Origin of the sequence: Thiomonas delicata (assembly GCF_900088825.1) — a bacterium.
GTDB lineage: Bacteria > Pseudomonadota > Gammaproteobacteria > Burkholderiales > Burkholderiaceae_C > Thiomonas_A > Thiomonas_A delicata.
The window spans coordinates 1,660,432-1,679,172 of sequence record NZ_LT592170.1 but is presented as its reverse complement, the minus strand read 5'-3'; the positions used below and the strand labels follow the sequence as shown (position 1 = coordinate 1,679,172).

The window sequence follows — 18,741 nt, the reverse complement described above, 5'->3', positions numbered from 1 at the left end:
GGAAATCCAGATTCCATGCGGGTCGGTCTGGGTCTGCTCAAAAAAGCGGCAGCAGAATCAGATCGGCCGGGCAGCGCGAATAAGGCTTGACAGCGCGACGCCAAGCGTGTTCGAGCGCGGAGGATTCTAGAAGCCGGCCCGCGCCGGCCGCACTGCGCCGCACCAACCCGATTCTGCTTGAATACACCCGATGCACCCGATCTCACCGCCCATGACACCCGACCCCGCTGCCGCAACGTCCGGTCCGCACACCCTGCTCGCGCCGTCGCCCTGGGTCATGCGTTTCGTGCCGCTGATCGAGCCTGGCGCGCGGGTGCTGGACCTGGCCTGCGGCGGCGGGCGCCATGTGCGGGCGCTTGCGGCGCGGGGGTTCGCCATGCATGCGGTGGACCGCGACGCGCAGGCGGTGGAACCGCTGCGCGCCATGGCGCAGGTCACCGTGGCCGACCTCGAAGCCGGCGCCTGGCCGCTGGGCGAGAACCGCTTCGGCGCGGTGGTCGTCACCAATTACCTGTGGCGCCCGCTGCTGCCGCACATCGTGCAGGCGGTGGCCGAAGGCGGGGTGCTGATCTACGAGACCTTCGCCCTGGGCAATGGCTCCGTCGGCAAACCCAGCAACCCCGACTTCCTGCTGCGCCCCGGCGAACTGCTCGACGCCGCGCGGCCGCACCTGCGCGTGGTGGCCTACGAGGATGGCTTCGTGGCCGCCCCCAAACCCGCCTTCGTGCAGCGCATCTGCGCCGTGCGCGAGCACCCGCCCGCGCCTGCCGCCGGGGCCGGGTCCCACCCTGCCAAGTACAATCTTTGATTTTCACAAATGCGCGGCATGAATCCCATTACCGGCAGCATCGTGGCCCTGGTCACGCCCATGTTTGAGGATGGCAGCGTCGATTTCGACAGCCTGCGCAGCCTCATTGAATGGCACATCAGCGAAGGAACCGACTGCATCGGCGTGGTCGGCACCTCGGGCGAATCCCCCACCGTGAATGTGCAGGAGCATCGCGACATCATCCGCGCCGCGGTCGAGCAGGCCAAGGGCCGCGTGCCCGTCATGGCCGGCGCAGGCGCCAACTCCACGGCCGAGGCCATCGAGCTGTCGCACTTCTGCAAGGAGGTCGGCGCCAATTGCACGCTGCAGGTCGTGCCCTACTACAACAAGCCGACGCAGGAAGGCATGTACCGCCACTTCCGCGCCATCGCCGAGGCGGTGGACATTCCGATGGTGCTGTACAACGTGCCCGGCCGCACCGTGGCCGATCTGCAGGCCGAAACCGTGCTGCGTCTGGCCGAAATTCCCAACATCGTCGGCATCAAGGAAGCCTCCGGCAACATCGACCGCGCCGCGCAGATCCTGCGCGCCGCGCCCGAGGGTTTCGCCGTGTACTCGGGCGACGATCCCACCGCCGTCGCGCTGATGCTGCTCGGCGGGCATGGCAACGTCAGCGTCACCGCCAACGTCGCCCCGCGCCAGATGCACGCGCTGTGCACGGCGGCCATCGCCGGCCATGCCAAGGAGGCGGCGCAACTGCACTTCAAGCTCATGGACATCAACCGCCTGCTGTTCGCCGAGCCCAACCCCATTCCCGTGAAGTGGGCGCTGCAGGCCATGGGCAAGATCGCGGGAGGCATTCGTTTGCCGCTCACGCCGCTGTCCAACGCTGAGCATCAGCAGGCCTTGCGTGCCGCGCTGTCCGCCCTGGGCATCCCCGTTCTCCACTAAAAATTCAGCCATGCGCCGCATCCCCGCCTTATCCGGACTTCCCGTCCTGCGTTTGACCGCTCTCGCACTGGCCGTGGCCGCGCTGGGCGGCTGCTCGTCGATGAGCACCGTGGTCAGTGGCAAGAGCGTCGACTATGAAAGCGCCAAGGCGGCGCCGTCGCTCGACATTCCGCCCGACCTCACGCAAATCACGCGCGAGCAGCGCTACACCATGCCGGACAACGCCAAGACCGGACCGGTCAGCGCCCTGGCCTATCAGAAGTCGGCCACCGTGCAGACGGCCGAGCCCACCAACGACGCCGTGCTGCCCCAGTACCCCGGCATGCATATCGAGCAAGCCGGCGGCCAGCGCTGGCTGGTCATCGACGCGCCTCCCGCCAAGCTGTGGGACAAGGTCAAGGAGTTCTGGCAGCAAAACGGCTTCTACCTCACCAAGGCCGATGCGGCCACCGGCGAAATGGAAACCGACTGGGCCGAGAACCGCGCCAAGCTGCCGCAGGACTTCATTCGCAAATACCTGGGCAAGGTGTTCGACAGCCTCTACGACACCGGGGAGCGCGACCGCTACCGCACCGTGTTCGAGCGCACGCCGGACGGCAAGGGCACCGAGATCTTCATCACCCACCAGACGATGGTCGAGGTCTACACCAATCAGGACAAGACCCAGACCACCTGGCAGCCCGGCACCCCCGATCCCACCCTCGACACCGTGTTCCTGCGCAAACTCATGGTGCATCTCGGCATGAGCGAGCAGCAGGCCAAGGCCGCGGTGACCGACGTGACCACGCCGCCGAACGTGCCACGCGTGAGCCTGATCGACGGCGGCCGCGCCCTGCAGGTGCAGGACGGTTTCGACGAAGCCTGGCGCAGGGTCGGCCTGGCGATCAACACCGCGGGATTCACCGTGACCGACCGCAACCGCGCCACCGGCACCTACGATATCCGCTACGTCAACCCCGTCGCGGCGATGAAGGCCGAGGAGAACCAGGGCGGCTTCCTGAGCCGCCTGTTCGGCGGTGGCAAGACGCAAGTCAAGCCCGAACACTTCCGCATCCTGGTGCAGCCCGCCGGCACCGTGTCGCAGGTCAGCGTGCAGGCCATCAACGCCGGCGCCGACAGCGCGCAGTCGGCTCAGAACATCCTCAAGGTGCTGCAGCAGCAACTGCAGTGATCTCCAGCTTCGCCGACAAAAAAGCCGCTTCGCAGCGGCTTTTTTGTCGATGGCGTGCAAGACCGGTTTGGCCCTCCCGCTCGCAAACCTGGCGCGCAGGGCTTGCGCAGGCCCGGAACCGCGACGTCGCCCCCGGGATTCAGGCGTAGCTGCGTAAACGCAGCGAGAGTCCCTGCAAGGCCGCGATGCCGCTCTGCTCCGCGCGGTGACACCAGTCCTGCAGATGCTGGCGCAGCTGCTCGGCCGAAGCCGACGACTGCTCCCAGACGGCCTTGAGGTCTTCGCGCATGCGCAGCAGTTTGTCGATGGCGGGACTGGTCTGCGCCGCGGCATCCACCACGGCACGCGACCTCGCATCCAGGGTTTCGCGTTCACGCGCGATCAGGTGGCGCGCGGCGCGCAACACCGCGCGCTGACCGCTGCGCGCCGCGCTTTGCGCCCTGGCGCTCGCCTCCGTGCGCTGCAATTCGGCATGCAGGGCGCGCTTGAGTTCACGCGCATAGCGGGCCATGAGGTCGTAGCGGTTGGCAATCACGGTCTGCAGCAGGGCCAAGTCCACGTTCGGGCGCACCGCGCCGATCCTGGCCTTGGGCGGAAGCTTGCGGGGCTTGGCCAAGCCGACCCAGGACAGCAGGCGGATATAGGCCCAGCCGATGTCGAACTCCCACCACTTGAGCGACAGCTTGGCCGAAGTTGGATAGGTGTGGTGGTTGTTGTGCAATTCCTCGCCGCCGATGATCAGGCCCCAGGGAAGAACGTTGTGACTGGTGTCTCGACTGGCGTAGTTGCGGTAGCCCCACCAGTGGCCCAGGCCGTTGATGACCCCCGCCGCCCAGACCGGGATCCACAACATCTGCACCGCCCACACCGTGGCGCCGATCGCGCCGAACATCAGCACGTCGGCGATGAGCACCAGCCCCACGCCCTGCCAGGCCAGGCGCGAATACACATGGCGCTCCAGCCAGTCGTCCGGCGTGCCGTGGCCGAACTTGGCCAGGGTTTCCTGGTTTTTCGACTCGGCACGGTACAGCTCGGAGCCGCGCAGCAGCACGTTGGAGATGCCCTTGGTCACGGGGCTGTGCGGATCGTCCACGGTTTCGCACTTGGCATGGTGCTTGCGGTGGATGGCCACCCATTCCTTGGTCACCATGCCCGTGGTGAGCCAGAGCCAGAACCGGAAAAAATGCATCACCGCCGGATGCAAATCGAGGCTGCGGTGGGCTTGGGAGCGGTGCAAGAACACTGTCACGGCAACGATGGTGATATGGGTCGTCACCAGGGTGTAAAGCACGATCCGCCAGGCCCCGGCATGCAGCAAGCCATGCCCAGCCCAGCTCAGGAAACCATCCAACATGTTTTTTTCAATCCGTCCAACTCAAAACGCCAACCCAGGGGGGTCACGAGCATCGCTTGTGTGGTCTGCAGGGTTGCAAGACTCGCCAAAGTACCAAGCCCATTTTAAGGAGCCCCGATATCCGACTTTTTCGAAGGCATTGCGGCGCTTGGACGCGCGGCACGCGCTTCGGCGGACCTTTGCATCACGGCGGCAAAAAACCCGTCCGTGTTGTGCCGGTGGGGAAACAGCTCCAGCATGTGGCCGTCGGACCCCTGGGCGATCGTGATTTGCTGGTGAGCCAGAATCTCGCCCGCGCTTTGCAAGGCAAAATCCGGCCGCTCGCGCAGGAACTGCTCGACCACCTGCCGGTTCTCCGCAGGAAACATGCTGCAGGTGGCGTACACCAGCCGCCCGCCGGGTTTGAGCAGGCCAGCCGCAGCCTTCAGGATGGACGCTTGCTGCGCCGCCAGCTTGGGCACGTCGGCCTCACCCAGTCGCCACTTCAGGTCGGGATTGCGGCGCAGCGTGCCGGTGCCGGTACAGGGGGCATCCACCAGAACGCGGTCGAGCTTGCCGGCCAGGCGCTGCACGCGATCGTCACGCTCATGGCTGATGACGACCGGATAGACGTTGGACAAGCCGCTGCGCGCCAGCCGGGGGCGCAGCTTGCTCAGGCGGTGCTCGGCCACGTCGAAGGCGTAGAGGCGCCCGGTGTTGCGCATCATCGCGCCGAGCGCCAGCGTCTTGCCGCCAGCGCCGGCGCAGAAGTCGGCCACCATCTCGCCGCGCCTGGGTTCGAGCAGCAGGGCGAGCAGTTGGCTGCCCTCGTCCTGCACCTCGATGGCGCCGTCGATGAACGCTTCGGATCGGTTCAGCGCCGGCTTGCCCTCGACACGCAAACCCCACGGCGAATATTGCATGGGCTGGGCCTCGATGCCCAAGCCCAGCAACTCGGCACGCGCGGCGTCGCGCGTGGTCTTGAGCAGATTCACGCGCAAATCCAGCGGCGCGGATTGCAGCAGGCTTGCCGCCAGCGCCTCGAACTCACCGCCACCGAGATCGCCGCGGGATTGCAGCGCCTGCGCCATCCAATCGGGCAAGCTGTAGCGCAGTCCGACCGGCAGACCCGACAAGTCCGAAGCCAACACCTTTTCGCGCCAGTCCAGCAATTCCGCAGGAAATGCCTCGCGCAATTGCTGCGCGTCGGCCTGCCAGCCCAGGGCCAGCAGATGCAGGTCCAGCGCGCCGCCGGCGGTTTCGGCCAGATGGCGGTACAGGCGCAGATGGCGCACGACCTGATAAATGCTCTCGGCCAGGATGTGCCGATCACGCTGACCGAGTTGAGGGTGAGCGCGGAAATAGCGCGAAACGACGACATCGGCGGGCAGTTCGAAGCGCAGGACCTGGCGCAACAGCTCGCGCGCCGTCGTGACCAAGGCGCGCGGCTTCATGCCGACACCTCCTGCATGGGCCGCACGAACACACGCAAGCCACGCACTTGCAGGCGCCCCTCGACCAGGGCGCGCACGGCGGCCGGATAGATGCGATGCTCCTGCTCCAGCACGCGCTCGGCGAGCATGGCCTCGGTGTCGTCATCGTGCACCGGCACCACGGCCTGGGCGACGATGGGACCGTGATCGAGATCGTTCGTCACCAGATGCGCCGTGGCGCCATGCCATTTCACGCCGGCGTCGAGCGCGCGCTGGTGCGTGCGCAGCCCCGGAAAAGCAGGCAGCAGCGAGGGATGGATATTGATCAGGCGCCCGGCATAGCGTTGCACAAAGGCGGGCGTGAGCACGCGCATGAAACCGGCGAGGACGATGGCGCCGGGACTGTATTGATCGATGCGGGCCGCCAGCGCCGCGTCGAAGTCCTCGCGGCAGGAATAGGCGGTATGGTCGACCACCGCGGTGGCGATGCCGTGGCCCGCGGCGTAGGCGAGCCCCGCCGCATCGGGCCGGTTGCTCACCACCGCGGCGACGCGCGCCGGCCAATGCTCGCGCTCGCAGGCATGCACGATGGCCTGCATATTCGAGCCCTGGCCCGAAATCAGGATGACGATCTTGTTCTCAGAACCTTGGGTTTGCATGGCCGGCAGTGTAATCGCCGGCGATGCCCGCGCGGCAGATCAAAGCCAGGCCAACATGCCGCCGGACGCACCCCTCGTTACCAGCAATCGGCCACGGTCAACGTCCCGCCGCTGACGGATTTCACACCAAGAGAATTCACCGCGAAATTGCCGCAGCCGTCCTTGGTCTGATCCCCCTGCGCGGTGGCCGTGGCCGTGAAGGTCGGCGGGTTGGTGGTGTTGTCCGTCGCCACGCTGAGTTGGTAGTAATTAGTCGACGCATCGGGAATCGCCGCCGGCAACGCGGCATAGCCCATGTCGCTGGCGGTGGACGTGTACGCGTTGTTGGTCGTGTAGAACTTCTCCTCGCGGCTGGCCATGTCCAGCACCGCCGTCTTGGCCGCGGTGCGACGCGACTTGCGCACCGCGTCATTGTAGGCCGGCAAGGCGATGGCGGCCAACACCGCCACGATGACGACCACGATCATCAGTTCGATGAGCGTGAACCCCTTGTATCGATCTTGATTGCCCATCATGTGCTTTTAGCGTAGTTCAGTCCATGTCCGGCGTTGGCCTGCACCATTGGGCGCAGGATTCACCTGTTGGACGTTCGGATTCCCGCTGTTGTCCTGGTTGATCATGTAGGGTTTGCTTCCAAAGGTGACGAAACTTGGGGATCCAACCGCGTTGAGGTAGACGCCACTCACGATCTGCCCGCCGATCGTGACGAAATTGCCCGTACTGTCAGCAAAGAAGGAATTGGGCAAAGCGCCCCCGTTCAATGGATTGATTGCCATGGTCCAGCCGCCGGGCGGCGACGGCGCATAGCAACTCAGTCCTTGAGAATTCGGGGAAGGAATCGTGCTGTTGACAACAAAGGTTCCAAACGCAAGCGTCGGGTTATAAATAACACCTTCTCCAGCTCCCGGCAAGTCAAGGTAAAAACCATACTTATTATTATTAGAAGGACAAGATGACGTATTTTTCCAGCACACCGCATCCGTGCTCAGCGTACGAAATCCCGTGCCCACCCCTGCGAAAGCCTGGCCACTTGCATTATACGAACCCAAGACCGTCTGTTGCTGCATCACGCTTCGGCCAATGCTTTGCATACCAGTCAACGAGGCGTACTGGGCTTGAGATAGTGCGTTCCAGTTGGCCATGTCCCAGTCCCAGATGCCGTAGATACTCTGTACACCAGTGGGCGAATTATTAGGCAACTGATCAGCTGTCTCAATATTCTTGCCAGTACCGAACATGACTTCGATGCGCGGTTGCCCCACAGGCGAAGGTACGGATAAGATCTGGACTTGCGTCGTGATAGGTTGCGGACTCCCCGTGGCATTTACAGCCGAAAATAGGGCCGTCGAGGAGCTGCCGCCAAATTTTGAAACCGCCCAGGCACCTGCGCATCCGGCGCTTGCGATTCCGGGCGGATTACAGCTCGTCACATCGAAACGCCACAAATTTCCATACAAATCACCCGCATAGAGGTAATCGATGATGTGATCCCCGTCCATATCCGCGGATGAGATGTAATTGATACCATTGGCTCGATGCTGCCCCGTGGGATCGGAGATCGGGCCTGCACCAGTATCCAATTCATAAATGGTCCATGTCTGACCACCCGCATTTGTTCCTGCACCGCCACTCTTGATTGTGGCAATGAAAATTGCCGCAGTTCCTGTGCTGCTGTTGTAGCCGTTACCAAAAATGACTGCCCAGTCACCACTGTGCATGCGTCGGATAATGGGTGTTCCGTATGTGTATCCTAAATCGTTCTTGCAATTCGAGTTGTTGGCGCAGGCTATATTACTCAGATTGATTTCCTTGACAACCAGCGAGGAAGCATTGCTCTGCGTGAAATTGGCTGGGTTTGTGATATCTAGAGCATACAAACCTTGACCACCGCCGCCTAGCCCTCCTACCAACCAAGTATGCCAAGCCCCATTGTAGTAAAGATCCCCAGCTCCTGGTGTCGCATCCACGAAGTAACGGTGCGTATAGCCCGGATCTGTGAAATTAAAATTACTACCGATCGAGGCTCCAGACGAATTGCTGGCAATCTGGCTGAGAACAGTACTTGGCATATAAGCAAGCAACTCTTGGCCCTTGTTCGTCGCAGCGTTGAAGGTGCCGCTGGACGTAAAATTCCCAGCCCCGAATCCATGGACGAAGCCATCGTTACTCCCCGCATACACAACATGCTGGCGCATGGCATTGTTCGTTTTGTAGGAGCCATAAGTATCGCTTGCTGCATTTTCCGCGGGTGTTAACCCAGCGTAAATTGCATCACCCCATGCTGTTGGATAACTCAGGCTGGGAGGGCCAACCCACACGGGACTTGAATCGACAATATCCCCCAGCACGCCGGTGCGGGTGCGGAACGGCCCTCCGGCGCTTTGTTCTTTGCTACGGGTTCCGCGCAGATAGTTCACGACGTCAGTCCCCGTCGATGTCGTGCCACTCAGCACAGGATCATTGTTCAGTGCCGTTTGCTGCGCGCTCGACAGGCTGGTATAGGCAAACGCCACCCCCTGGGTTCCATTCCATGTCAGCATCGTGCGGCTGGTCTGTGCACCGGTCGGTGGCGAACTGACCGCGATCGGGCATGGAGGACCGGTCAAAATGCAGGACGCGTCCCAGTTCGGGATTGCGCCGGCAGCCAATTGGCCGCTTGTGTTGGCCCCCAAGGGATAAGCCAGCAACTGACCCCACCAGTTTGCTGGATGATACTGGCCAAGGTAAATCTGGGTTGAGGTTTGCACAACAGCACCTTTGACTGCGTTCACGCCAATCGAATTAAGCGTTTGCGGCACTTGCGAAAGATTTAAATTTGCAGTGCTGGGGTTCGAGTCGATGGATGTTGTCAGAACAGAATTGTTATTGTTTAAATAGGCATCATTAAATCCAGAAGGCTCGACCACACTCGCCGAGTTAATCAATGAACTCGAGGTGCCAACTGGCACTTGCCCCTGGATCGTAAACGTCACGTTCCCCACCAGAGCCAAATCGATGCCGCCCACACTAAAGTTTTGACCGGAGATTGTCCCTGCGCTCGCTGGAGCAGGACAACTTGATCCGGCGCTTGCTGTACAAGACCAACGCACATTGGTCAAGGCATTCGGCAATACATCCGAGAACGTTACGTTACTCGCCGGTGTTGAGCCAATATTCGTTACCGTCACGACATAGGTTATATTGCTACCTGCCGCGACCGCACTAGGTGCGGTTTGACTCACGCTCAAATCAGGCAAACCCTCCGTGAAATAAACATCGCGCACCTCGTGATAATTCGTCGCGCCCCCGGTAGAGCCGGCAAAACCAAATTTGACGGTCGGAGGCAATGGCGTCCAAGACGAAGGAATGGTGAATTGCGGGGCCCCGTTGCCGGTCTGGGGAGGTGTATTGCCTTGTGGATAGGGCGCGCTCATCATTTGCGTAAAGGCGCCATTCGGCGTTGTTGCCCAATACAAGGTGACCTTATAACCGTTCTGTGGATTTTTGGGGTCGGCTGGTGAGATATTCAGCCTTACGCGGCGGTAGAACTGCGCATCCGTTGGACGCACCGTGGCAGCAGGCGTGTAGAACGTTGAGAACGTTCCAATTGATCCTGGTACATTTTTCTGATTAACGTCCGCGAGCCACTTGTACCCCGCACTGCCATTTCCAGGACCTCGCATGCCTAAAGCTGTGTAATAACCTGTGCTATGCCCCTGCGGCTCGCCATAATTCTGACAGCGATCATACCCATTCTCAAAATTACCATAATCATCGATCCCTACGCCAAGCACAGCATTGCTCAAACCTCCGGGTGAGTTACCGTAACCTGCGCAGTAGCCAAGCGCACCGCCAAAGTCACCTTGAACAAACTTGGTGGTGGCGCCATCAAACAAATACATGCTAATGCCGTCTGCGCCAGTGCCACCCCAAGCCGTATAAGTGAATTCGACCTGAATACCGAGACTGCTCACATTGATAGGGAGGTTGTAATAAGCTGAACCTTTTTGGTTGTTCTGATTGTTGGTCAGCCGCAACCATCCTTGGCCCGCTGCATCGATACCCGTTGCTGCCGTCAATGAAGAGTTTTGACCCGTATAGGATGTCCCGGGACTCGCTGCTGCGCCATATGTCCAGCCGGACGCGCCGGCATCGCGAAAACACTGCGAGACCGGTTGAAAACTGACGGACGTTCCATCAGCCCATGCAGCAGCTGTCATGATGAGGGATCCGACGGCAAGCAAGGACAGTCGGGCATAGCCACGGAGTCGAATGAAATTGGATCGAGCCATGATGGATTCCCCTGCAATGTTGTGTCTGTGTTTCACCTACATGAGGCCGATCGCGAAAGCCCTGGACATCAAGGGCCCGTCAAATCCTTGATGGCTGTAAACGCATAGGTGCTTTGCACCACGGCCACGGCATTCTCATTTCCGCCATACCCCATTGCCGTGATGAGATAGATTGTGGAGTTTTTCGTCGCATCAAGCCCGAGGTACTGGATGTAAAACTTGGGGCTTGCGTAATAAGTGCCCACACCTCCGCTGCTGGACACGGTCGCCGATGGCAAGGTATAGGTAGATCCCACGGTCCAGTTCGAGAGCAAGCTAGGATTGTTCAGCTGATTGGTGCACACCCTCGCGGCTCCTGTCGGCGAAGGCGCTCCACTGCAATTCGACCCTGTCCCCGCGTTGTTTTGATTCAGCCACCACTCCGCATAGCTCAGGGCACTATTGGCCGCCTCAAGTGCGCGCGTTTTTTCCCGTAGATTTCTAGCCATCAGCTCTTGCAACCCGAAGCTGCGAAACATGGCCACGGCGATGATGGTGAGAACGACAAGGATCAGCAGGCTGGCAATCAACACGAATCCGTCCATTCGTTGTCGTAACGCCAAGCCCCTGGTCAAGACGCGCATCCTTCGTGGTTTTTTCATAACTGCCCCAAAATATCGATGACGCGCGTGAAATCAACCGTCGCAGGCTGCCCTGGTTGACCGGCCAAGGGGTTGGTGAAAGTCAGGGTCAATTTCACGCTTTTGACATTCATCCAATTCGTCACGCTGGCAGCGGTAACGTACTGATTGGCCGAACCCCCGCCATTGGTGTCGAGGCCATACAGCAAACGCATCTGCGTCACCCCGTCGGCCTCGAGCGTCCCCGCGAGATTGCTACCGACCAAGGTTTGCGTCTGACTCGCGGCGCCGTTGCCGGCGGTGCTGGTTGAGCATTGCAGGTTGTTGCCATTCATCGAATAGGTATTGAGATAAGTCACGTTGGACGTGGCCGCGGACGGGTTGGTATCACCCAAGCAACTCATGACACTGCTGCCAGGCGCCGCGACGTAGCGCACGATGACAGCATCTTGACCGTTGACGGTTCCTCCGAATATTGCTTGTCCCGGCGCGAAATTCACTGGTAACGGCGCGGAAGCCGCGTTCTGTGCGGGAAGTGCGGTTCCAGCGTTGGGAATCACGGTCGGAGGCTGTGGTGTCGGGTAGTACCCGGCGCTTTCGATGACACTGCTGACCAGGGTCATGGCCAGGCGCTCGTTGTCCTGCAGGCCGGCTAGCCCCTGTTGTGCGCTATAAGTTTGCCGAGTCGTTTCGAAAATGGTGAAAAGCCCGCCAAGCAGAAATAACGCAATAGCCATGGCAACCAGGATTTCAACGAGTCCTAGGCCGTGTTGCTGACTCGCCTGCTGCGACCGATAAGCGCGAATCACAGGGCCACTGCAATCTAGCTTCATGGCTGCACCGCAAGGGTATAAGTTTGAATCGCCGACGAGCCTGCCGCGGCATTCAGCGCAACCGCTTTTTCAGCCCACGACACACTCACCTGACAGCTCACAGGTGCGCCTGCTGCACATTGCACCCGCCCTACTCCCTTCGGCAGCTGCTGCGCGATGTACCAGCCCCAACTTTGCAAGTCGTATGCGGCCATTTCAACCGGGGTGCAAGCGAATGCCGAGCAGTCAGTCCCTTGACCACTCAACGAGCCGCTCAATGAGGTAGTGGCCCAGGATGTTCCTGAGGACGTCCCCGTAGCCGTCACATCGATTGACGATGCGGCCTCCCAGTAGCCCCTGTTGGCGCGCATCATTGATCCCATGCTGGCCGCCTGAATCGCGGCCAAACTGCGCTGCCTTGCCGTGCTGGTATTGCTGATCGCGAGCGCCTGCATTCCAGCGATCCCCAAGAGACCGATGGCGATGACCACGAGCGCGATCAAAACCTCGATAAGGCTGAAGCCTGGCTGCAAATGGCACGTTTTCATGGGCAGCTTGCCCCAGTTTGAAGTTGCACATAGCCGACGCTGGAAACCACAGCACACTTGCGCCGATCCGTCGAACTTGCCCCGTCGTTCAGTGTGATGCTGCCGGCATTGCTACTGAATCCATTCCGGTTGAATGTCACAGCTCTGATCGTTGGCGAGGAATTGCTCTGCAGTGAATCAAAGGAACCAAGCGCTGGCTGCACACGCAAAACCGGTTCTCCCGAATTCACGGTCTGACTGCCGTCAGCATCAGAAAAGACAATCCAACCACTGGCCCAGTTGGCTGAATTGCTGCAGTTGTTTCCCGTGCTTGAAACGCAGATGGTTACCGTCTGTCCCTGCTTGACGGCCTCGCTTCGCGCATATTGCAAATCGCTGATAAGCGCGTTCATCTCGCCAGCCATGCGGTTGGCCGTCGAGATACCTTGATAAGACGGTATGCCAACGACCAGCAGAATGGTCACCAGAGTCACCGCGACCAGAAGCTCGACCAAGGTCATGCCACGCAAAGTTTTCATGTCTGCAGCCTAGCCAATCATTAATTTCCTTTTGTATCTTTTAAGACAAAAGGTATGGATTGGCCGATGAACGGTTCAAATGGACCGCCGCATGCAGAAACTTCGTGCCCCACCCCGTTGTGCTTGCGTTTGCCGATCCCTCTCCTGGCCGCAATAATGCCGGCTGACCTCCTCCTGCGGACACGCCATGAAATGCCCTTTCTGCCAGCACCCCGACACCCAGGTGGTGGAAACGCGCGAGGTGGAAGACGGGCAGGCCCTGCGGCGCAGGCGGCGCTGCGCGGGGTGCGACAAGCGCTTCACCACGTACGAACGCGCCGAGGTGAGTTTTCCGGGCGTGGTGAAAAAAGACGGCCGCCGGGTCGACTATTCACGCGACAAGCTGGCCGCCTCGCTGGCGCTGGCGCTGCGCAAGCGCCCGGTGAGCGCGGATGCGGTGGACGCCGCCATTGGCCGCATCGAGGAACGGCTGCTGCAGACCGGCTCGCGCGAGCTGGAGTCGGCCCAGATCGGCGAATGGGTGATGGACGAGCTCAAACGCCTGGACGACGTGGCCTACGTGCGCTTCGCCTCGGTCTACCGCAGCTTCAAGGACCCGGCGCAGTTCGTGCAGATCCTGGAGGAAATGGCGCGCGGCGGCAAGACGATCCGCGCGCCACGCGGGAAAAAATCCTGAATCGACGGCCCCGAAATGATCCTTGCGGCGCGACTGCGCCGCCTCAACCCCAGCCTCCAGACGCCATGTCCGCCGAACCCGGTTTCAATGCCGCCGATGCGCCCTTCATGCGCCGCGCCCTCCAGCTCGCGGAGGGCGCGATGTACCGCACCAGCCCCAACCCGCGCGTGGGCTGCGTCGTCGCGCAGGGCGGGCGCGTGATCGGCGAAGGCGCGACCGAGGCCGCCGGGCAGCGCCATGCGGAAATCGTCGCCCTCGACGATGCCCGCGCCCGCGGCGAGGCGCTGCGCGGCGCCACCGTCTACGTCACGCTGGAGCCCTGCGCCCACTTCGGCCGCACGCCTCCGTGTGCCGATGCGCTGGTGGCGGCCGGAGTGGGCCGCGTGGTGGCCGCCGCACGCGATCCCAACCCGCGCGTGAACGGCGGCGGGCTGGCGCGGCTGGCTGCCGCCGGAATCGACACCGCCTGCGGCCTGCTGGAGCGCGAGGCGCGCGAGCTCAACATCGGTTTTTTCTCGCGCCACGAGCGCGGCAGACCCTGGGTGCGGCTGAAGGCCGCCGCCTCGCTCGACGGCATCACCGCACTGCCCAACGGGCAGAGCCAGTGGATCACCGGTCCCGAGGCGCGTGCCGACGGCCACCACTGGCGCGCACGCGCCTGCGCCGTGCTCACCGGCATCGGCACCGTGCGCGACGACGACCCGCAGCTCACCGTGCGCCACGTCGCCACCCCGCGCCAACCGATACGCGTGGTGGTGGACAGCCGCCTGGAGTTGCCACGCACGGCCAGTCTGCTGCAAACCGAGCCCGACAAGGTGTGGGTGGCGCACGCCTTGCCTGCCGACGAGGCCGAGCCGCGCGCGCGGCTGCTGCGCGAGCTGGGCGTGCAGATCATCGGCCTGCCGGTGGATGCGGCCAAACCGGGCAAGACCGATCTTGCGGCGCTGATGCACGCCTTGGCGGCGCGCAATGTGGGCGAACTGCACGTGGAGGCCGGCGCGCGGCTGAATGCCTCGCTGTTCACGGCGGGGCTGGTCGACGAGCTGCTGCTTTACCTCGCCCCCAGGCTGCTCGGCCAGGGCGCGGGCATCGCGCCGTTCGGCCCGTTGAGCGCGGTCGATCAGGCCTTGCGCCTGGAGCGCGTGGAGATGCAGGCCTTCGGTCCCGACTGGCGCGTGCGGGCCAGGGTGGCCGGACCCGAGTAAGGCCTGCCCACGCCTGCCGCCACGCCGCGAGGCTCAGGCCAGCGGCTCATCGGCCATCGCCCGGCGCGCCGGGTCTGCCTGCCGCTCCCGGGGCCGCAGGTACGCGCCGAGCCGGTCGGCGGCTTCGCGCAGATTCTCAACGCTGTTGGCATAGCTCAGGCGAAACCAGCGCTCGGGCTGGATGGTGGCGAAGTCCTTGCCGGGCACCAGCACCACGCCGGTTTCGCGCATGACGTCGAAACAGAAATCCCAGCTGTCGCGGCTGTAGCGCGAGCAGTCGACCCAGACGTAGAACGCGCCGTCGGGCAGCACCGGAACGTCCAGCCCCAGCACCTCGAGGGCCGGCACGATGACGTCGCGCCGGCGCGCGAATTCGGCGCGGCGGCGTTCGGCTTCGGCCAGGGTTTCCGGAGCGAAACAGGCCAGCGCCGCGTGCTGCGCCGGGGAACTGGGGCAGATGTAGAGATTGCCGGCCAGGCGGGTGAGCGGCTCGACCAGGTCTTCGGGCACGACCATCCAGCCCAGGCGCCAACCCGTCATCTGGAAATACTTGGAGAAGCTGTTGATGCTGATGACGGTGTCGTCCAGCGCCAGCGCCGTGCGGCCGTAGGCGGGATCGAACCCCAGTTCGAGGTAGATCTCGTCGACCAGCAGAAAGCCGCCCCGCTTGCGCACCACCGCGGCGATGCGGGCAAGCTCGTCGGGCGCGATGGACGTGCCGGTGGGGTTGGACGGTGAGGCCAGCAGCACGCCGCGCGTGGCGGGCCCCCAAGCTGCGTCGATCTGCGCCGCGGTGGGCTGGAAGCGCGTGGCCGCGGTGGTGGGCAGCAGGCGCGGAATGCCGCCGGCTGCGGCGACGAAATTCTTGTTGCAGGGGTAGGTGGGGTCGGGCATCAACACCTCGTCGCCCGGCTCCACCAGCAGCAGGCAGGCGAGCGTGAGCGCACCCGAGGCACCGGCGGTGATGAACACCCGGCGCGGATCCACAGGCACGCCGTGCTTGGCCTGGTAATGCGCGGCGATGGCCTCGCGCAGCGCGGGCAGACCGGGCGCCAGGGTGTAGCCGCTGCGGCCTTCGCGCAACGCGGCGATGCCCGCCTGCACCACTGGTTCTGGCGCGCTGAAGTCGGGTTCGCCCACGCTGAGGTGGATCATGTTGCGGCCCTGCCGCTGCCACTGCGCTTCCTGCTCGCGGGCGGCACGCACCACGTCCATGACGTAGAACGGCGCGACCTCCTGAATGCGGCGTGCGAGTTTCATGGTTGCTCCCTCACCGGTCACGATTCATCCGGCTTGCGGCGCGCGGCGGGCTTGCGCCGGGCCCAGACATCCTCGGCCTTGCCGGGGACCTCGGGAGCCGCGCTGCCCGCGCCCGCGGTGCGGTTTGGGGCCGTGCGGCGCGGGGCGCGTTCGGCGCCCGGGCGCGGCGTGGAGCGCGGCTTGAAGCTCACGGGAATCTTGGCGGCGGGGTTGGGCGGCATGCCGCCAAGGCCGGGCTGGTAGTGTTGCGGCGTCTGACGGTCGCCGGTTTCGTCGGGCCGCAGCACCACGGCCAGACGGTCGAGCACGCCGTTGACGTACTTGAAACCGTCGGTGCCGCCATAGACCTTGGCCAGGTCCACGGCCTCGTTGATGATGACCTTGTAGGGCACTTCCAGCATGGCCTTGAGCTCGTAGGTGCCGAGCAGCAACAGCGCGTGCTCCACCGGGGAAAGCTCGCGCGTGGGACGATCCAGGTAAGGCTGGATGTCGGCGTCGAGCGCGCCGGCATCGCGGATGCAGCCGTGCAGCACGGCCTGGAAGTGCTCGGTGTCGAGCTTGATGGTGGGATAGCGCTCGTGCAGGAAAGCCTCGATGGCGCCGGCGTCGCTGCCCGACACCAGCCACTCGAACACGCCTTGCAGCGCCAGTTCGCGCGACTTGCGCCGCGCGCTCTTCGGGTTGGCCTGGATCATTGCACCACCCTCGCGCTGCGCGCGGTCCCCGCGGGACTGAGCGCCCCTTCGGAACGGCCGTGCGGGGCGCTCATGCCCCGATCTCCGCCAGCAGATTGGCCATCTCCACCGCGACGCGGGCGCATTCGGCGCCCTTGTCGGTACGGGAGATCGCCTGCTCTTCGGTATCCACGGTGATGATGCCGTTGGCCACCGGCAGGCCGAAATCCAGCGCCACCTGCTGCACGCCGGCGGCGGAAGTGTTGCACACCAGCTCGAAGTGGTAGGTGTCGCCACGGATCACGCAGCCCAGGGCGATGAGCGCGTCGAAGCTGCCGCTCTCGGCCAGCGCGGAAAGCGCCTGCGGCACTTCCAGCGCGCCCGGCACGGTGACGTGATGCACGGCGTCGGACGGCACGCCCAGGGTGCGCAATTCGTCCAGACAGGCCTCGGCCATGCGGTCGGTGAGATGCACGTTGAAGCGCGCCTGCACGATGGCGATGCGCAGGTCCGCGCCATTGAGCATGGCGGTGTTGTCGCGGTGTCGGGCTTGTTGCATGGATGGCTTGATGGGTTGGGCGGCCGGGGCGCGAGCGCCCTGCTACAGAAAGCGTGAAGACGTGCCGGTTGCGCTGATCGGCCCGGTGTGTGCCGGCGGCGGCTCGAAACCCTCGACCTCGAGCCCGTAGCCGGTCATGCTGGGCATCTTGCGCGGCGCGCCGAGCAGGCGCATGCGGCGCACGCCCAGGTCGCGCAGGATCTGCGCGCCGATGCCGTAGGTGCGCAACGCGGCGGCCGCGCCGCGCGGCGCGGCCGGCTGATGCAGCGCCGCGAAGTGCCGCATGAGCCCGGCGCCGCTTTCACCGGCGTTGAGCAGCACGGCCACGCCGGCCTCGGCCTGGACGATACGCGCCAGCGCCTGCTGCAGGTTCCAGGAATGCGTGGTGGCCTGCGCGTCGAGCAGATCCAGCGCCGACAGCGGCTCGTGCACCCGCACCAGCACCGGCTCGCGCGCCTGCGCAGGCGCGCCGTGCACCAGGGCCAGATGCGCGCCGCTGCCCGCGCGGTCGCGGTAGAGCATGGCCTGCACCGGGCCGAAGGCCGTCTGCATCGGGCGCGCGTCCACCCGCTCGATCAGGCTTTCGGTGCGGCTGCGATGCTCGATGAGATCGGCAATGGTGCCGATCTTCAAACCGTGGCGCGCGGCGAAGCGCTCCAGGTCGGGCAGGCGGGCCATGGTGCCGTCGTCGTTCATGATTTCGCAAATCACCGCTGCCGGCTCCAGCCCCGCCATCTGCGCCAGATCGCAGCCCGCCTCGGTATGGCCGGCGCGCATGAGCACGCCGCCGTCCTGGGCCATGAGCGGAAACACGTGGCCCGGCTGCACGATGTCGGCGGGTTTGGCATCGCGCGCCACGGCCGCGGCGACCGTGCGGGCGCGGTCGGCGGCGGAAATGCCGGTGGTCACGCCTTCGGCCGCCTCGATCGACACGGTGAAGGCCGTGCCGTGCGACGACCCGTTGTGCTGCACCATGGGCTTGAGCCCGATGCGCTCGCAGCGCGCGCGCGTGAGCGTCAGGCAAATGAGCCCGCGCGCATGCGTGGCCATGAAGTTGATGGCCTCGGGCGTCACATGCTGGGCGGCCAGCACCAGGTCGCCCTCGTTCTCGCGGTCTTCCTCGTCGACGAGAATGACCATGCGGCCGGCCTGCATCTCGGCGACGATCTCGGCAATGGGGGATAGCGGCATGCGGCTTGCTGCGCCCCAAGCGAGGGCGCGCTGAAATCAAAACGGCATTGTAGGAGCGCGGCCACCGCGGCGCAGCGAGGCCGGCGCGCCG

At 63.7% G+C, this 18,741-nt stretch carries 18 protein-coding genes; 5 read left to right on the top strand and 13 right to left on the bottom strand.

All coding sequences use genetic code 11. From position 1 onward, the window contains the following. Nucleotides 1–211: 211 nt before the first annotated feature. Genes THIARS_RS08010 through bamC form a run of 3 tightly spaced genes read left to right on the top strand, consistent with a single transcriptional unit; the run spans nt 212 to nt 2,891 of the window. Complete coding sequence (locus tag THIARS_RS08010) at nt 212–808, top strand: class I SAM-dependent methyltransferase (protein WP_094160148.1); 597 nt, start codon at nt 212–214, stop codon at nt 806–808. Between the two features lie 18 nt (nt 809–826). Continuing rightward, nucleotides 827–1,720 (top strand): 4-hydroxy-tetrahydrodipicolinate synthase, encoded by an 894-nt coding sequence (dapA, locus tag THIARS_RS08005; protein ID WP_094160702.1) that lies wholly within the window; start codon nt 827–829, stop codon nt 1,718–1,720. Nucleotides 1,721–1,730: 10 nt separating this feature from the next. Then, nucleotides 1,731–2,891 carry an outer membrane protein assembly factor BamC gene (gene bamC, locus THIARS_RS08000; RefSeq protein WP_094160147.1) on the top strand — a complete coding sequence of 387 codons (1,161 nt, stop codon included), beginning with the start codon at nt 1,731–1,733 and terminating at the stop codon, nt 2,889–2,891. A gap of 139 nt (nt 2,892–3,030) precedes the next feature. Here bamC and THIARS_RS07995 read toward each other — a convergent pair whose 3' ends face one another. From THIARS_RS07995 to THIARS_RS07950, 9 genes are all read right to left on the bottom strand, one after another. Next, entirely contained in the window at nt 3,031–4,245 is a 1,215-nt protein-coding gene (locus tag THIARS_RS07995) for a DesA family fatty acid desaturase (RefSeq protein ID WP_094160146.1), read from the bottom strand. A gap of 104 nt (nt 4,246–4,349) precedes the next feature. Next, nucleotides 4,350–5,678, bottom strand: a complete 1,329-nt coding sequence (locus tag THIARS_RS07990) for an RsmB/NOP family class I SAM-dependent RNA methyltransferase (protein ID WP_094160145.1) — start codon at nt 5,676–5,678, stop codon at nt 4,350–4,352. Next, a complete protein-coding gene (purN, locus tag THIARS_RS07985) occupies nt 5,675–6,316 on the bottom strand; it encodes a phosphoribosylglycinamide formyltransferase (RefSeq protein WP_094160144.1) in 642 nt (213 codons plus the stop codon). Before purN ends, THIARS_RS07990 begins: the two co-directional genes overlap by 4 nt. A gap of 77 nt (nt 6,317–6,393) precedes the next feature. Beyond that, the gene (locus tag THIARS_RS07980) at nt 6,394–6,831 is read right to left on the bottom strand and encodes a type IV pilin protein (protein ID WP_281254189.1); all 438 of its coding nucleotides are present in this window, start codon (nt 6,829–6,831) and stop codon (nt 6,394–6,396) included. Nucleotides 6,832–6,837: 6 nt separating this feature from the next. Next, nucleotides 6,838–10,587, bottom strand: coding sequence for a PilC/PilY family type IV pilus protein (locus tag THIARS_RS18235; protein WP_141202360.1), 3,750 nt, complete (start codon nt 10,585–10,587; stop codon nt 6,838–6,840). A gap of 68 nt (nt 10,588–10,655) precedes the next feature. Further along, on the bottom strand, nt 10,656–11,171 hold the full coding sequence (locus THIARS_RS07965) for a pilus assembly PilX family protein (RefSeq protein ID WP_245845652.1): 516 nt from the start codon (nt 11,169–11,171) through the stop codon (nt 10,656–10,658). Between the two features lie 53 nt (nt 11,172–11,224). Continuing rightward, nucleotides 11,225–12,016 (bottom strand): PilW family protein, encoded by a 792-nt coding sequence (locus tag THIARS_RS07960; protein ID WP_186436596.1) that lies wholly within the window; start codon nt 12,014–12,016, stop codon nt 11,225–11,227. A gap of 20 nt (nt 12,017–12,036) precedes the next feature. Further along, nucleotides 12,037–12,567 carry a type IV pilus modification protein PilV gene (gene pilV, locus THIARS_RS07955; RefSeq protein ID WP_094160141.1) on the bottom strand — a complete coding sequence of 177 codons (531 nt, stop codon included), beginning with the start codon at nt 12,565–12,567 and terminating at the stop codon, nt 12,037–12,039. Continuing rightward, nucleotides 12,564–13,085 carry a GspH/FimT family pseudopilin gene (locus THIARS_RS07950; protein WP_094160140.1) on the bottom strand — a complete coding sequence of 174 codons (522 nt, stop codon included), beginning with the start codon at nt 13,083–13,085 and terminating at the stop codon, nt 12,564–12,566. Before THIARS_RS07950 ends, pilV begins: the two co-directional genes overlap by 4 nt. 187 nt (nt 13,086–13,272) lie before the next feature. On the opposite strand from THIARS_RS07950, the gene nrdR reads away from it, so the two are divergent. Both nrdR and ribD read left to right on the top strand, forming a co-directional pair. After that, complete coding sequence (gene nrdR, locus THIARS_RS07945) at nt 13,273–13,761, top strand: transcriptional regulator NrdR (RefSeq protein ID WP_094160139.1); 489 nt, start codon at nt 13,273–13,275, stop codon at nt 13,759–13,761. A 65-nt stretch (nt 13,762–13,826) separates the two neighbouring features. Further along, on the top strand, nt 13,827–14,966 hold the full coding sequence (gene ribD, locus THIARS_RS07940) for a bifunctional diaminohydroxyphosphoribosylaminopyrimidine deaminase/5-amino-6-(5-phosphoribosylamino)uracil reductase RibD (protein ID WP_094160138.1): 1,140 nt from the start codon (nt 13,827–13,829) through the stop codon (nt 14,964–14,966). A 33-nt stretch (nt 14,967–14,999) separates the two neighbouring features. On the opposite strand, the gene THIARS_RS07935 is transcribed toward ribD, so the two are convergent. The 4 genes from THIARS_RS07935 to ribBA all read right to left on the bottom strand — a co-directional run bounded on the left by THIARS_RS07935 (nt 15,000) and on the right by ribBA (nt 18,650). Beyond that, a complete protein-coding gene (locus tag THIARS_RS07935) occupies nt 15,000–16,226 on the bottom strand; it encodes a pyridoxal phosphate-dependent aminotransferase (protein WP_094160137.1) in 1,227 nt (408 codons plus the stop codon). A 17-nt stretch (nt 16,227–16,243) separates the two neighbouring features. Next, nucleotides 16,244–16,921 (bottom strand): transcription antitermination factor NusB, encoded by a 678-nt coding sequence (gene nusB / locus THIARS_RS07930; protein WP_094160136.1) that lies wholly within the window; start codon nt 16,919–16,921, stop codon nt 16,244–16,246. Nucleotides 16,922–16,991: 70 nt separating this feature from the next. Next, entirely contained in the window at nt 16,992–17,459 is a 468-nt protein-coding gene (ribH, locus tag THIARS_RS07925; protein ID WP_094160135.1) for a 6,7-dimethyl-8-ribityllumazine synthase, read from the bottom strand. A 42-nt stretch (nt 17,460–17,501) separates the two neighbouring features. Next, on the bottom strand, nt 17,502–18,650 hold the full coding sequence (gene ribBA, locus THIARS_RS07920; RefSeq protein WP_094160134.1) for a bifunctional 3,4-dihydroxy-2-butanone-4-phosphate synthase/GTP cyclohydrolase II: 1,149 nt from the start codon (nt 18,648–18,650) through the stop codon (nt 17,502–17,504). Between the last annotated feature and the right edge of the window lie 91 nt (nt 18,651–18,741).

Excerpts from the sequence above, each read along its gene's own strand:
- THIARS_RS07980 (WP_281254189.1), bottom strand. The coding sequence starts at position 6,831 with ATGATGGGCAATCAAGATCGATACAAGGGGTTCACGCTCATCGAACTG.
- THIARS_RS07950 (WP_094160140.1), bottom strand. The coding sequence starts at position 13,085 with ATGAAAACTTTGCGTGGCATGACCTTGGTCGAGCTTCTGGTCGCGGTG.
- THIARS_RS08010 (WP_094160148.1), top strand. The coding sequence starts at position 212 with ATGACACCCGACCCCGCTGCCGCAACGTCCGGTCCGCACACCCTGCTC.
- nusB (WP_094160136.1), bottom strand. The coding sequence starts at position 16,921 with ATGATCCAGGCCAACCCGAAGAGCGCGCGGCGCAAGTCGCGCGAACTG.
- THIARS_RS18235 (WP_141202360.1), bottom strand. The coding sequence starts at position 10,587 with ATGGCTCGATCCAATTTCATTCGACTCCGTGGCTATGCCCGACTGTCC.
- ribBA (WP_094160134.1), bottom strand. The coding sequence starts at position 18,650 with ATGCCGCTATCCCCCATTGCCGAGATCGTCGCCGAGATGCAGGCCGGC.
- ribH (WP_094160135.1), bottom strand. The coding sequence starts at position 17,459 with ATGCAACAAGCCCGACACCGCGACAACACCGCCATGCTCAATGGCGCG.
- purN (WP_094160144.1), bottom strand. The coding sequence starts at position 6,316 with ATGCAAACCCAAGGTTCTGAGAACAAGATCGTCATCCTGATTTCGGGC.
- THIARS_RS07990 (WP_094160145.1), bottom strand. The coding sequence starts at position 5,678 with ATGAAGCCGCGCGCCTTGGTCACGACGGCGCGCGAGCTGTTGCGCCAG.
- THIARS_RS07935 (WP_094160137.1), bottom strand. The coding sequence starts at position 16,226 with ATGAAACTCGCACGCCGCATTCAGGAGGTCGCGCCGTTCTACGTCATG.
- pilV (WP_094160141.1), bottom strand. The coding sequence starts at position 12,567 with ATGAAAACGTGCCATTTGCAGCCAGGCTTCAGCCTTATCGAGGTTTTG.
- dapA (WP_094160702.1), top strand. The coding sequence starts at position 827 with ATGAATCCCATTACCGGCAGCATCGTGGCCCTGGTCACGCCCATGTTT.
- bamC (WP_094160147.1), top strand. The coding sequence starts at position 1,731 with ATGCGCCGCATCCCCGCCTTATCCGGACTTCCCGTCCTGCGTTTGACC.
- THIARS_RS07965 (WP_245845652.1), bottom strand. The coding sequence starts at position 11,171 with ATGGACGGATTCGTGTTGATTGCCAGCCTGCTGATCCTTGTCGTTCTC.
- ribD (WP_094160138.1), top strand. The coding sequence starts at position 13,827 with ATGTCCGCCGAACCCGGTTTCAATGCCGCCGATGCGCCCTTCATGCGC.
- nrdR (WP_094160139.1), top strand. The coding sequence starts at position 13,273 with ATGAAATGCCCTTTCTGCCAGCACCCCGACACCCAGGTGGTGGAAACG.
- THIARS_RS07995 (WP_094160146.1), bottom strand. The coding sequence starts at position 4,245 with ATGTTGGATGGTTTCCTGAGCTGGGCTGGGCATGGCTTGCTGCATGCC.